15 protein-coding genes are annotated in these 10,851 nt (G+C 64.3%); 9 read left to right on the forward strand and 6 right to left on the reverse strand.

All coding sequences use genetic code 11. The features are described 5' to 3' along the window. Positions 1 to 10 precede the first annotated feature (10 nt). From ACR0AO_RS17715 to cobD, 3 genes are read right to left on the reverse strand one after another with little or no spacing between them, the layout of a single operon-like run. Entirely contained in the window at positions 11 to 1,180 is a 1,170-nt protein-coding gene (locus tag ACR0AO_RS17715) for a lytic murein transglycosylase (RefSeq protein ID WP_480606310.1), read from the reverse strand. A 26-nt stretch (positions 1,181 to 1,206) separates the two neighbouring features. After that, positions 1,207 to 2,127 carry an adenosylcobinamide-phosphate synthase CbiB gene (gene cbiB / locus ACR0AO_RS17720; RefSeq protein ID WP_480606313.1) on the reverse strand — a complete coding sequence of 307 codons (921 nt, stop codon included), beginning with the start codon at positions 2,125 to 2,127 and terminating at the stop codon, positions 1,207 to 1,209. Next, positions 2,124 to 3,101, reverse strand: coding sequence for a threonine-phosphate decarboxylase CobD (gene cobD, locus ACR0AO_RS17725; RefSeq protein ID WP_480606316.1), 978 nt, complete (start codon positions 3,099 to 3,101; stop codon positions 2,124 to 2,126). Before cobD ends, cbiB begins: the two co-directional genes overlap by 4 nt. 196 nt (positions 3,102 to 3,297) lie before the next feature. On the opposite strand from cobD, the gene ACR0AO_RS17730 reads away from it, so the two are divergent. Next, on the forward strand, positions 3,298 to 3,660 hold the full coding sequence (locus tag ACR0AO_RS17730; protein ID WP_480606319.1) for a response regulator transcription factor: 363 nt from the start codon (positions 3,298 to 3,300) through the stop codon (positions 3,658 to 3,660). On the opposite strand, the gene ACR0AO_RS17735 is transcribed toward ACR0AO_RS17730, so the two are convergent. Next, the gene (locus ACR0AO_RS17735; RefSeq protein WP_480606322.1) at positions 3,642 to 4,631 is read right to left on the reverse strand and encodes a glutathione S-transferase family protein; all 990 of its coding nucleotides are present in this window, start codon (positions 4,629 to 4,631) and stop codon (positions 3,642 to 3,644) included. The genes ACR0AO_RS17730 and ACR0AO_RS17735 overlap by 19 nt on opposite strands. Before the next feature lie 214 nt (positions 4,632 to 4,845). Between ACR0AO_RS17735 and ACR0AO_RS17740 the strand changes: the two genes are divergently transcribed. After that, positions 4,846 to 5,199 (forward strand): hypothetical protein, encoded by a 354-nt coding sequence (locus tag ACR0AO_RS17740; RefSeq protein WP_480606325.1) that lies wholly within the window; start codon positions 4,846 to 4,848, stop codon positions 5,197 to 5,199. Between the two features lie 3 nt (positions 5,200 to 5,202). On the opposite strand, the gene ACR0AO_RS17745 is transcribed toward ACR0AO_RS17740, so the two are convergent. Beyond that, positions 5,203 to 5,733, reverse strand: a complete 531-nt coding sequence (locus tag ACR0AO_RS17745) for a L,D-transpeptidase family protein (RefSeq protein WP_480606326.1) — start codon at positions 5,731 to 5,733, stop codon at positions 5,203 to 5,205. Positions 5,734 to 5,735: 2 nt separating this feature from the next. Then, positions 5,736 to 6,908, reverse strand: a complete 1,173-nt coding sequence (locus ACR0AO_RS17750; RefSeq protein WP_480606329.1) for a MalY/PatB family protein — start codon at positions 6,906 to 6,908, stop codon at positions 5,736 to 5,738. A 94-nt stretch (positions 6,909 to 7,002) separates the two neighbouring features. Here ACR0AO_RS17750 and def (ACR0AO_RS17755) point away from each other — a divergent pair, with 94 nt between their 5' ends. The 7 genes from def (ACR0AO_RS17755) (at position 7,003) to speB (ending at position 10,850) form a co-directional block, all read left to right on the forward strand. Continuing rightward, complete coding sequence (def, locus tag ACR0AO_RS17755; RefSeq protein ID WP_480606332.1) at positions 7,003 to 7,521, forward strand: peptide deformylase; 519 nt, start codon at positions 7,003 to 7,005, stop codon at positions 7,519 to 7,521. Next, positions 7,518 to 8,015: a peptide deformylase gene (gene def, locus ACR0AO_RS17760; protein WP_480606335.1), complete on the forward strand. Its 498-nt coding sequence runs from the start codon at positions 7,518 to 7,520 to the stop codon at positions 8,013 to 8,015. The genes def (ACR0AO_RS17755) and def (ACR0AO_RS17760) overlap by 4 nt, the downstream gene beginning before the upstream one ends. Next, the gene (gene def / locus ACR0AO_RS17765; RefSeq protein ID WP_480606338.1) at positions 8,012 to 8,506 is read left to right on the forward strand and encodes a peptide deformylase; all 495 of its coding nucleotides are present in this window, start codon (positions 8,012 to 8,014) and stop codon (positions 8,504 to 8,506) included. The genes def (ACR0AO_RS17760) and def (ACR0AO_RS17765) overlap by 4 nt, the downstream gene beginning before the upstream one ends. A gap of 63 nt (positions 8,507 to 8,569) precedes the next feature. Beyond that, positions 8,570 to 9,478 (forward strand): methionyl-tRNA formyltransferase, encoded by a 909-nt coding sequence (gene fmt, locus ACR0AO_RS17770; RefSeq protein ID WP_480606340.1) that lies wholly within the window; start codon positions 8,570 to 8,572, stop codon positions 9,476 to 9,478. Between the two features lie 12 nt (positions 9,479 to 9,490). Beyond that, positions 9,491 to 9,727, forward strand: a complete 237-nt coding sequence (locus ACR0AO_RS17775) for a hypothetical protein (RefSeq protein WP_480606342.1) — start codon at positions 9,491 to 9,493, stop codon at positions 9,725 to 9,727. Between the two features lies 1 nt (position 9,728). Then, entirely contained in the window at positions 9,729 to 9,965 is a 237-nt protein-coding gene (locus ACR0AO_RS17780; RefSeq protein ID WP_480606345.1) for a GlsB/YeaQ/YmgE family stress response membrane protein, read from the forward strand. 63 nt (positions 9,966 to 10,028) lie between these two features. After that, on the forward strand, positions 10,029 to 10,850 hold the full coding sequence (speB, locus tag ACR0AO_RS17785) for an agmatinase (protein ID WP_480606348.1): 822 nt from the start codon (positions 10,029 to 10,031) through the stop codon (positions 10,848 to 10,850). Position 10,851 lies beyond the last annotated feature (1 nt).

The raw sequence follows: 10,851 nt of genomic DNA on the forward strand, positions 1-10,851 counted from the left end.
GTCCACGCAACTACAGACCGTTCAGCAGCGCCGCTGTGGGCCAGGCATCCGCCGGCAGGCCAAGCCGCGCCTGTTCCGTCTGTACGGCGGCGCGGGTGCCGGCGCCTAGAATTCCGTCGATCTTGCCGACATCGTGACCGCGCGCCTGCAATTTGGCCTGCAGTTCCTTCATTTGCGGTCCCGACAGACCGGCCTGCGGATTGCCCGCGTCATAGATTGCGCCGCCTTCCAGACGGGTGGCGAAATAGGCGGCGGTCAAGACATAGACAAAGCTCTGGTTCCATTCGAAATAGACGTCGAAATTCGGATAGGCGAGGAAGGCCGGGCCGCGATGGCCCTGCGGCAGGATCAGCGACGCCCGCATTCCCCCGCCCGGCAACGCCCCGTTGCGCGCGCGAACGCCCATCTGTTGCCAGTCCGCCACCGGACGGCTGCGACCGGGGCCCGACAGCGACCAGTCCATTCGTGCGGGCACCGTCACCTCCTGCAGCCACGGCTCGCCCGCCTGCCAGCCCAGATGCGACAGCATCTTTGCCCCAGACATCAGCGCGTCGGGAGCCGAGGTCTTGAGCGACACCTTACCGTCGCCGTCGGCATCGACCCCATTGTCCAGAATGTCCTGCGGCAGCATCTGCACCATGCCGATCTCGCCCGCCCAGGCGCCGGTGGTGCGCTGCGGGTCGAAATCGCCCTGTTCATAAAGCTCGATGGCGGCAAAAATCTGTGGCCGGAACAGATCGGGGCGGCGGCAGTCATGGGCCAGCGTCACCAGCGCGTCGCGGGTGTTGAAATCACCCTGATAGCCGCCGTAATCGGTCTCGAAAGCCCAGAAGGCCAGCAGCACCCCGCGAGACACCCCGTATTCCGCCTCGATCCGATCAAAAACCGCATCGTATTTCCCCGACATCATCCGCCCCCGATCGATCCGGTTCTGCGAGATCAGGTGGCGCGAGAATTCGATGAAGGGTTTCTGAAACACCCCCTGCGCCCGGTCGGCTTTCAAAACCTTGCCGTCCTGCCGCACGCCCTGAAAAAATGCATCCACCGTGGTTGTGTCATGGCCTTTGGCTGCGGCCTCGCGTTTCAGGCCACCCACGAAATCGCTGAAACCGCCGCCGCACTGGGCATGGGCCGGGGCGGACAGCAGCAGGGCGGCGAAGGCGGCAGGGATCAGGCGCATCTTTCAGGTCAATCCATCTTGTCTGGTCAGAAAATCAGTGCCAGCACAAACCACAGCAGAACGAGGGCAAATACAAGGCCCCACACGCGCCACAACATATCGACGGCGCGTGTGATCTCGAATGCGCCGATGGTTCTGCGCGCCCCGCCATTGACCCAGGCCAGATCGCGAATCTGGCCGTGATAGCTGCGTGGCCCGGCAAGCGCCACATCCAGCGCGCGGGCCATCGCCGCCTCGGGCCAACCCGCGTTGGGCGAGATATGGCGGCGGGCATCGGCGGTAATATCGCGCCATTGGCCAAAGCGCCGGGACAGGGCCATGATCATCAGTCCGGTCAGCCGCGCCGGGATCAGGTTCAGCAGGTCGTCCAGCCGTGCCGAAGCCCAGCCGAATTCCAGGTATTTTTCATTGCGATACCCGATCATGCTGTCCGCCGTGTTGATAGCCTTGTAAACCAGCAGCCCCGGCAGGCCGCCGACCAGAAACCAGAAGGCTGGCGCGATCACCCCGTCGCTGAGGTTTTCCGACGCGCTTTCGATGGCCGAGCGGGCCACCTGCGCCTGATCCATCGCCGACGTGTCGCGCGACACGATCCGCGCCACCATCGCCCGCCCCTCGGGCAATGACCGGCGCAGGGCGTCCGCCACATCGGACACATGGGACACAAGCGACTTCTGCGCCAGCAGGATGGCGCAGACCACGATTTCGGCCACCGGCCCGAACGCGGCCAGTACCTTGCCCGCACCGATCGCCGCCACCACCAGAATCGCGGCGATCGCCACGCCCCTGAGCCGCCGGTTGCCGCCCCGGTTCAGCCGCCTGTCCAGAGCCGCGATCAGGTTGCCGGTCAGCACCGCCGGATGCCGGACCCGCGACCAGAGCCACCGGGGCTCTCCCAGCGCGGCATCCAGAGCCATCGCCACAGCCAGCAGCAACGCGGTGCTCACAGCGCCGCCTCCAGCCGGACCCAGCCCCGGGCGGGCGGCAGCCCCAGCCGCAGATAGGTTCGGGAATAGGGAAAGACCCGGCTCCAGATATGGGCGCGCGCCAGACGGTCCTGCCAGGCGGCGGCGTCATCGACCTCGTAGAGGCGGAACAGGGTGGTGCCGCCGACAATCGCCGCGCCTCTGGCGGTGACAAGCGCGTCCAGCCGGTCAGCCTCGCGCGTCAGCTTCGCGCGGGTTTCGTCGGCCCAGGCAGGATCCGCCAGGGCCTGCGCCCCGATCCGCAGCGCCGGACCCGAGACCGCCCAGGGGCCGGTCAGATCGTTCAGCCGGGCGATGATCTCGGGCCGGGCAATGGCAAAGCCGAGCCGAAGGCCGGCCAGTCCCCAGAACTTGCCGAAGCTTTTCAGAACTACCGTGCCGGGGCGTTCCGCCAGACGGACCAGCGATGCCTCGGGCGTCACGTCGCAAAAGCTCTCGTCGATGACGGTCAGCGGTGCGTCGGCATCGGCCTCGGTCCACAGGCGGCCGTCGGGGTTGTTGGGATGCACGATGACCCGCGCTTGCGCCGGCCCGCAGTCGCGCACCTGCCAGCTCTGCGCGGCAAAGGCGGCCGCATGCTCGTTATAGGTGGGGCGGGTGATCCGCACCGTGCCGCCGTCAGCCAGCGCGGGCAGGCGGGCAATCACCGCCGACGCGCCCGGCGTCGGCAGAATCGCCGCCCCCTCGGGTACCGCCCAGAATGCGCGCGCTGCCGCCACCAGCGCCTCGAACGCGCCGTGATCGGGCAGTTCCGCCCAATCCGAGGCCTGCAGCCCGGAAACCGGATAGGGCGCGGGGTTGATGCCCGTCGACAGGTCGATCCAGTCCGCCCGCGCTCCGCCATAGCGTTTCATCGCCCCGTCCAGCCCCCCTCCGTGGTCGCGCCGGGCGCGGGGGTCGACTGTATTCTGTTCCATGTCCTGCAGTTCGGCCATTGCGGGTCTCTGCCTGAAAAAGCTGCGATTTGCCCGCTTCAAGCGGATTCTTGCCGCTTGCACAAGCAAAACCGGCCGAAACAAGGACCGCTTCGGCCACGTTAACATTTTGTTAAGAAATTGGCCGGATCACGGAACAAGGGGGAAGGCACAGACTAACGCATGATGAACGTATTACGTGCCGAGGATGTCGCAAATGAAGGTTCTGATTGTTGAAAGCAACCCGGATCTGGGCCGGGTCTGGCAGCGTCACCTGCAGCGGCAGGGGGCCGAGGTCACGCTGGTGCCGACGCAGGAAGACGCCATTCTGGCGCTTTACGGCTGCGCCTTCGAGATCATCGTCCTGGATCTGGTGCTGGAAAAGGGCAGCGCGCTGGCGGTGGCCGATTTCGCCAGCTACCGCCGTCCCAACGCGCGGGTGATCTTTGTCACCAACACCACCTTCTTTTCGGACGGCTCGATCTTTGCCCACAGCCCCAATGCCTGCGCCTACGTGCAAAGCGGAACGCCGCCAGAGGATCTGGCGGCGATGGTCGAACATTACGCCGCGGGCCGCTGATCGCGCCGGTGCGGCTGCCAATAATCCAGCACCGGATTGATCGGGACGATGCGGTACGGATTGATGGAGTTGTGGCTGTAGTGATAGTGGCGCACGATATGTTCCATGTTCACCGTGCCGGCCACGCCCGGCCATTGATATAGTTCCCGAAGATAGGCCCAGAGGTTGGGGTAATCGATCACCCGCTTGCGGTTGCACTTGAAATGCAGGTGATAGACCGGATCGAACCGCACCAGCGTGGTGAACAGCCGCCAGTCGGCCTCGGTCACGCGCGTGCCCATCAGGTAACGGCTGGCTGACAGCCGTTCCTCCAGCCAGTCGAGGGTGTCGAACAGCGGATGCACGGCGGCGTCATAGGCCTCTTGCGTGGTGGCGAAACCGCATTTGTAGACGCCGTTGTTCAGCCTGCCATAGATGCGGGCATTCACCGCCTCGATCTCGTCGCGCATCGGTTCGGGCCAGTAATCGTCGGTGTTCCCCGTGAGGCCGTCGAAGGCCGAGTTGAACATGCGGATGATTTCCGAGCTTTCGTTGGACACGATCGTCTCGCGCTCGCTGTCCCACAGGATCGGCACCGTCACCCGCCCGGAATAGCCGGGATCGGCCCTGGTATAGATCTGGTGCGCGTGGGTGAGGCCATAGAGCCGGTCTCCGGTCGCTCCATGCGCGTCCGTCTCAAAGGTCCAGCCCTGATCCAGCATGTCCGGGTGCACCACCGACACACCGATATGATCTGTCAGCCCCTTGAGTTGGCGGAAGATCAGCGTCCGGTGCGCCCAGGGGCAGGCATTGCTGACATAGAGGTGATACCGGCCCGACGCGGCCTGAAACCCGCCGGTGCCGGAAAGCCCCGGCGATCCGTCGGCGGTGATCCAGTTGCGAAACTGCGCCGCCGAGCGCTTGAACGCTCCACCGGTCGATTCCGTGTCATACCACTTGTCCTGCCATTTGCCGTCCACAAGCAAACCCATGCGCTTGTCCTCCTTTCGGGATCTCCCTGAAAGAATAGGGCCGCGTCGCCTGCCTGCCCACCACCGGCTCCGCGCACCCGCCCTGCGTTTGCGCACAGCGCAGCGGGATTTTGTTGCAACAGGCCCGCCGCGCCGTCACCACGGCGGATATCTTTCATTGGAATTTTGCAAATCCAGGCGCACACTTAAGCTTACGTGAGGGGGAAAGACATTTATGACGACCTATATTTCCGACGACATGCGCAAGGAACTGGATGCCGCGCGCATTGCTATTTTAAAGAAAACAAGCCGTTTGCGGGTCGAAGCCGGAGAGGAGTATTTCCGCGTCCTGCGTCTTTGGGCGGATGGATTCGCGGTCGAGGCCGAGACCACGCCGCGTCTGCGCGGGCTCGTTGATCTCTACGATGGAACCAATCACCTCTATCAGTGCCTGATTGTTGCCGCAGAGGAAGAAGCCGGAGAGATGCGCTACGAATTCAAGCGCAACACGCTCGCCGCCGACAAGGCGCCGCTGGATTTCTATCGCGCGCCCGACGCGCCAATCGCTCTTCTGGGTAAGGAAGACTGAGGCTCAGGGCTTGATTTCGACTGTCGTGCCGACATCCGCCAGACTCCACAGTCGGGCGATCTCGGCGTTCGAAACCGCGATGCATCCTGCCGTCCAGTCGCCGGGCAGGGTCAATCCGACCACGCCGTTGGGCTGGCCGTGAATGAAGATATCGCCGCCCGGATCGGTCCCGTCCGCGCGCGCCCGTCTCAGGTCGTCGGGCTGCGGATAGTCGATGCCCAGCGACAGGTGAAAGGCGCTTTGCGGATTGCGCCGGTCGATGGTGAATATGCCCTCGGGCGTGCGGCCATCGCCTTCGACCCGTTTGTCGCCCCGGGGGCTGAACCCCAGCGCGATATCGGCCCGCATCACCACCGCGCCGTCCAGCGACGCGGTCAGGCGGCGGGCGGATTTCTCGATCAGGATGTGATCGACCCGCTCGGCCCCGGGTGCCATCGGCGGCGGCGCGGGGCGCGGGCCAAAGCGCGCCCACCCGATCCAGACAGCCCCGGCCACAAGACACAGAACCATAAGGGTGGACAGGCGGCGCAGCATGGCTATTGCAGATCGGCGAAGGTGTCCCGCAGCCGGGTACAGGCCTCCTCGACGCGCGCGCGCTGGGTCGCCAGGTTGAACCGCTCGAATGTTTCCCCCCCTGTGCCGAAACCGGGACCTGAAGAGGTGGCAATCCGCGCATCCTGCCGCACGCGGCGCACGAATTCGTCATGGTTCATGCCCGCCCCCGAGAAATCGACCCAGGCCAGAAAGGTCGCCTGCAACGGCATTGACCACAGGCCCGGGATTGCGGCGATGGTTTCGTCGAACAGCCTGCGGTTGCCGTCCAGATGCGCGACCTGCGCGTCGACCCATTCGGCCCCGGCGGGCGAATAGGCGGCGGTGATCATCGCCACGCCAAGGGCGCTTGGATAATAGTCCAGCGTTGCCAGCCGGTGCCGCATAGCCTTGCGCAGCTCGGGGTCGGGAATGATCATGTTCCCGGTCCGCTGTCCGGCGATGTTGAACGTTTTGGATGCCGCCGTCAGCGTCACCGTCCATGCCCGCGCCTCCGGTGCTGCCACATCCATCGGCACGAATTTGTGCCCCGGATAGACCAGATCGTGGTGGATTTCGTCCGAGACCAGGGTCAGCCCGTTGCGCTCGGCGAACGCCGCCACCGCGCGCAACTCGTCCGGTGTCCACACCCGCCCCGAAGGGTTCTGCGGCGAACACCACAACAGCAGCTTTTCCGACCCATCCAGCCGCGCCTGCGCATCGTCGAGATCAAGACCATAGCTGTCGCCTTCGCGCACCAGCGGGCACTCCACGACCCGGCGGCCCGATTTGTTCACCTTGTGGGCGAATTCGTGATAGACGGGGGTGAAAATCACCACCCCGTCGCCCGGTTCGCTCCACACATCCAGACACAGCGCAATCGCATTGCCCAGACCCTGCGAGGTCAGCACCCAGTCGGTGTCGATGTCCCAGCCGTGCCGGTTCTTCATCCACCACTGCACCGCCTGCAGGTATTCGGGATGCTCCCACGAATATCCGAACACGCCGTGCTCTGCCGCCTTTTGCACCGCTTCGATAACGCAGGGCGCGGTCTTGTAGTCGGAATCCGCTGTCCACATCGCCAGCCCGTCGTCGGGCGAGACGCCATAGAGTTTCTGCATCTTGTCCCATTTCGAACTGTGGGTGCCGCGGCGGTCGGTCGGGTCGTTGAAAGTCATGTCTGCTCCGTTTGATCGCGGGAAAGCTAACCTGATTGCCGACGGTTGCAAGGGGGGCGTTGCGGCGCGTCGCCGAATGACCTAAATCACCCTCATGAAACGTACTATTCTGATCCATCCCGATCCGCGCCTGAAAAAGGTCTGCGCGCCGGTGACCGACATCACCGACGACCTGCGCAAGCTGGCCGACGACATGCTTGAGACAATGTATGACGCGCCGGGCATCGGGCTGGCCGCGCCGCAGATCGGCGTGCTGAACCGGCTGATCGTGCTGGATTGCGTCAAGGAAGAGGGTGAGGCGCCGCGCCCACTGGTGATGTTCAATCCGCAGGTTATAGCGGCCTCGGAAGACACCAATGTCTATGAGGAAGGCTGCCTGTCGATCCCCGACCAATATGCCGAGGTGTCCCGCCCCAGCGAGGTCGAGGTCGCGTGGATGGACCAGAACGGCAGCGCGCAAACCGAAGTGTTCGACGGGCTGTGGGCGACCTGCGTCCAGCACGAGATCGACCACCTTAACGGCAAGCTTTTCATCGATTATCTCAAGCCGCTCAAGCGCCAGATGATCACCCGCAAGATGCAGAAGCTCAAGCGCGAGAAGGCCCGTTTGTGAGTGTCCTGCCGATCCTGACATGGCCCGACCCCCGGCTGTCGCAGAAATGCGACCCGGTCGACACCATCGTGCCGCAGGATCTGATCCGGTCGATGTTCGACACCATGTATGCCGCGCAGGGCCGCGGGCTGGCCGCACCGCAGGTGGGCGTGATGCAACGGTTCTTTGTCATGGATTGCGGCTGGAAAGAGGGCGAGCCCGCTCCGATGGCGATGATCAATCCGGTGATCATGGCCGCCGAACGGGTGCCAGCGGTGATGGAAGAGGGCTGCCTATCAATTCCCGGCATCATGGTTGCGGTCGAACGTCCCAAGGCGGTCACTGTGCAGTGGACCGCGCCCGAGGGCGACATTCACATGGCCGATTTCGACGGGTTCGAGGCGCGCTGCATCCAGCACGAATTCGACCACCTGAACGGGGTGGTGACGCTCGATCATCTCGACGCGGATGCCCGCCGTGCCGCCGAGGCCGAATACATGGAGACCCAGAGATGACTGTGCGCCCCTGCCTGCCCTGGCCGGACAAACGGCTGAAGACCCGCGCCGAACAGGTGGATGAGATCACCGACGAGATCCGCGCGATCTGGGACGACATGATTGACACGATGGAGGCGATGCCCGGCGTCGGCCTCGCCGCGCCGCAGATCGGCGTGATGCTGCGTCTGGCGGTGGTGGACGGTTCGGCCGAACGGGGCCGGGCGGTGCGTCTGGCGAACCCGGAAATCCTGCATCGCTCGGTCGAGCTGCGCGAGCATGAAGAGGCCAGCCCGAACCTGCCCGGTGTATCCGCCACGATCAAACGGCCGCGCGCTGTGACGGTGCGGTTTGTCAACGAGCACGGCATGGTGGACCGGCGCGATTTCGTCGGTATCGAGGCGACCAGCGTGCAGCACCAGATCGACCACCTCAACGGCCGGATGTATTTCGACAACCTCAGCAAGGTCAAACGCGACATGCTGCTGCGCAAGGCAAAGAAACTGGGCTAGGCGGGGTTTGCTCCGCCACAAACGTGTGATGGATTGAAACCCCATCCGACGGAGACGGCAGACATGCGAATAATCTTCATGGGCACGCCTGATTTCTCGGTTCCGGTGCTCGACGCGCTGGTTCATGCGGGCCACGATATCGCCGCCGTCTATTGCCAGCCGCCGCGCCCTGCGGGCCGCGGCAAGAAGGACCGCCCTACGCCCGTCCATGCCCGCGCCGAAGCGCTGGGGCTCGAGGTGCGCCACCCGGTCACGCTGAAATCGCCCGAAGACCAGGCCGCCTTTGCCGCGCTGGGGGCCGATGTGGCGGTGGTGGTGGCCTATGGGCTGATCCTGCCGCAGGCCATTCTGGACGCGCCGGCGCAGGGCTGCCTCAACATCCATGCCAGCCTGTTGCCGCGCTGGCGCGGGGCCGCGCCGATCCACCGCGCGATCATGGCGGGCGATGCCGAAACCGGCATCTGCATCATGCAGATGGAGGCGGGGCTGGACACGGGCCCGGTTCTTCTGAGATCGACGACGCCCATCCGGGCCGAGGAGACCGTCGCCGACCTGCACGACCGCCTTTCCGAAATGGGTGCCTCCCTGATCGTCGAGGCGCTCGCCCGTCTGCCGGAACTCACCGCCGTCCCGCAGGACGAAACCGGTATCACCTATGCCGCCAAAATCGACAAGGCCGAGGCGCGCGTGGACTGGACAAAGGGCACTGTCGAGATTGTGCGCCAGATCAACGGATTGTCCCCTTTTCCCGGCGCATGGTCCATGGCGGGTGGAGAACGCATAAAGTTCCTGCGCGCGACACCTGCGACCCTGCGGTCCCCTCCGGGCGAGGTTCGTGCACCTGACCGCGCGCTCAATATCGGGACCAAGGATGGCGCGGTCGAAATTCTCGAACTACAAAGAGAGGGTAAGAAAGCTGCACATGTCTCGGAAGTCATGCGCGGCTGGAACCCGCCTGATCGGTTCGACTGAGGAGACTCCGGGATGTTCATGATTCTGATGGGAACAGTCATTATCGCCGGGATCGTCGGCTACCTGTCCGAGACGACCGGCTTTACCCGCAACGGTTATCTGCAATCCATCATCATCTGCGTCGGCGGCGCTTTCATCTTCCATTTCTTTCGCATCATGTTCGGGATCGGTTTCGGCTCTCCGGGCCTGAACGCGGTGATCTCTTCCATCGGGGCGCTGATCATCGTGCCCACCCACTGGAGAAAATGACATGCCCGTTGTCGCCCTGATCGTCATCGGTGCCGCCGCCGGATTTCTGGCCACACGCCTGATGCGGATTGAGGCTGACATTCCCACCACAATGGCCATCGGCATTGTCGGCGCGCTGATCGGCGGGCTGACCCTGCGCATGCTGGCGACGGTGATGGGCTGGCTGTCGGGTTTTGTCGGCGCGGTTCTGGGGGCGCTGTTGGTGATCTGGATCTGGCAGAAATACTTCCGCCGCTAGGCGCGCTTGACCTTCGGCGCGGATACGGTCCAGATCGGGCGGATCTACAACGAGGGCGTGGCAATGAATCAGGATCTTGAACCGGGCGATGTCGCCCTCATGGGAGTGCCGCTGGACCTGCACTCGTCCTTTCTGCAGGGCCCGGCCTTTGCCCCCAACCGCATCCGCGAGGCGCTCCATAGTGGTGCGGCCAACCTCACCGCCGAGGATGGCACCGATCTCGGCGCGACGCCGCGTTTCAAGGATACCGGCGATCTCGACGTGTTCGAGATGCGCGGGCAGGTTCCCATCGACCGGATCGAAGCAGGCGCGGCGGAACGCATCGCCACCGGCGCGCGGCTGTTGTCGCTGGGCGGCGATCACTCGGTCGCCTTTCCGCTGATCAAGGCCCATGCCGCGCGCTATCCGAACCTGAACATCCTGCATGTCGACGCACATCCCGACCTCTATGACACCCAGGATATCGGCCGGCTCGGCCACGGCTGTCCCTTCGCCCGGGTGATGGAGGAATGCGACATCGACCGTCTGGTGCAAGTGGGCATCCGTACCATGAACGCGCATCAGCGTGCCCAGGCCGACCGGTTCGGGGTCGAGGTGATCGATATGCTGAACTGGCGTTCCGATCTTGAGATTGAATTCGACGGCCCGGTCTATCTGTCGCTCGATCTCGATTCGCTCGACCCCGCTTTCGCCCCCGGCGTGTCGCATCACGAACCCGGCGGGCTCAGCACCCGCGACGTGATTGGCCTGATCCACCGATTCCGCGGCCAGCTGGTCGGCGCCGATATCGTCGAGCTGAACCCGCATCGCGACCCTTACGGCATGACCGCCATGGTGGCGGCGAAATTTGTCAAGGAAATCGGTGCGCGCCTGTTGTCCAAATAGC

The sequence above is a fragment of the Ruegeria sp. AF8 genome, assembly GCF_056541825.1.

What these genes read in the sequence shown, in the direction of transcription:
- cobD (WP_480606316.1), bottom strand. Translation starts at nt 3,101, where the DNA reads ATGGCCGAACTGCAGGACATGGAACAGAATACAGTCGACCCCCGCGCC.
- ACR0AO_RS17740 (WP_480606325.1), top strand. Translation starts at nt 4,846, where the DNA reads ATGACGACCTATATTTCCGACGACATGCGCAAGGAACTGGATGCCGCG.
- ACR0AO_RS17745 (WP_480606326.1), bottom strand. Translation starts at nt 5,733, where the DNA reads ATGCTGCGCCGCCTGTCCACCCTTATGGTTCTGTGTCTTGTGGCCGGG.
- ACR0AO_RS17775 (WP_480606342.1), top strand. Translation starts at nt 9,491, where the DNA reads ATGTTCATGATTCTGATGGGAACAGTCATTATCGCCGGGATCGTCGGC.
- ACR0AO_RS17730 (WP_480606319.1), top strand. Translation starts at nt 3,298, where the DNA reads ATGAAGGTTCTGATTGTTGAAAGCAACCCGGATCTGGGCCGGGTCTGG.
- ACR0AO_RS17715 (WP_480606310.1), bottom strand. Translation starts at nt 1,180, where the DNA reads ATGCGCCTGATCCCTGCCGCCTTCGCCGCCCTGCTGCTGTCCGCCCCG.
- ACR0AO_RS17780 (WP_480606345.1), top strand. Translation starts at nt 9,729, where the DNA reads ATGCCCGTTGTCGCCCTGATCGTCATCGGTGCCGCCGCCGGATTTCTG.
- def (WP_480606338.1), top strand. Translation starts at nt 8,012, where the DNA reads ATGACTGTGCGCCCCTGCCTGCCCTGGCCGGACAAACGGCTGAAGACC.
- ACR0AO_RS17750 (WP_480606329.1), bottom strand. Translation starts at nt 6,908, where the DNA reads ATGACTTTCAACGACCCGACCGACCGCCGCGGCACCCACAGTTCGAAA.
- fmt (WP_480606340.1), top strand. Translation starts at nt 8,570, where the DNA reads ATGCGAATAATCTTCATGGGCACGCCTGATTTCTCGGTTCCGGTGCTC.
- def (WP_480606332.1), top strand. Translation starts at nt 7,003, where the DNA reads ATGAAACGTACTATTCTGATCCATCCCGATCCGCGCCTGAAAAAGGTC.
- speB (WP_480606348.1), top strand. Translation starts at nt 10,029, where the DNA reads ATGAATCAGGATCTTGAACCGGGCGATGTCGCCCTCATGGGAGTGCCG.
- ACR0AO_RS17735 (WP_480606322.1), bottom strand. Translation starts at nt 4,631, where the DNA reads ATGGGTTTGCTTGTGGACGGCAAATGGCAGGACAAGTGGTATGACACG.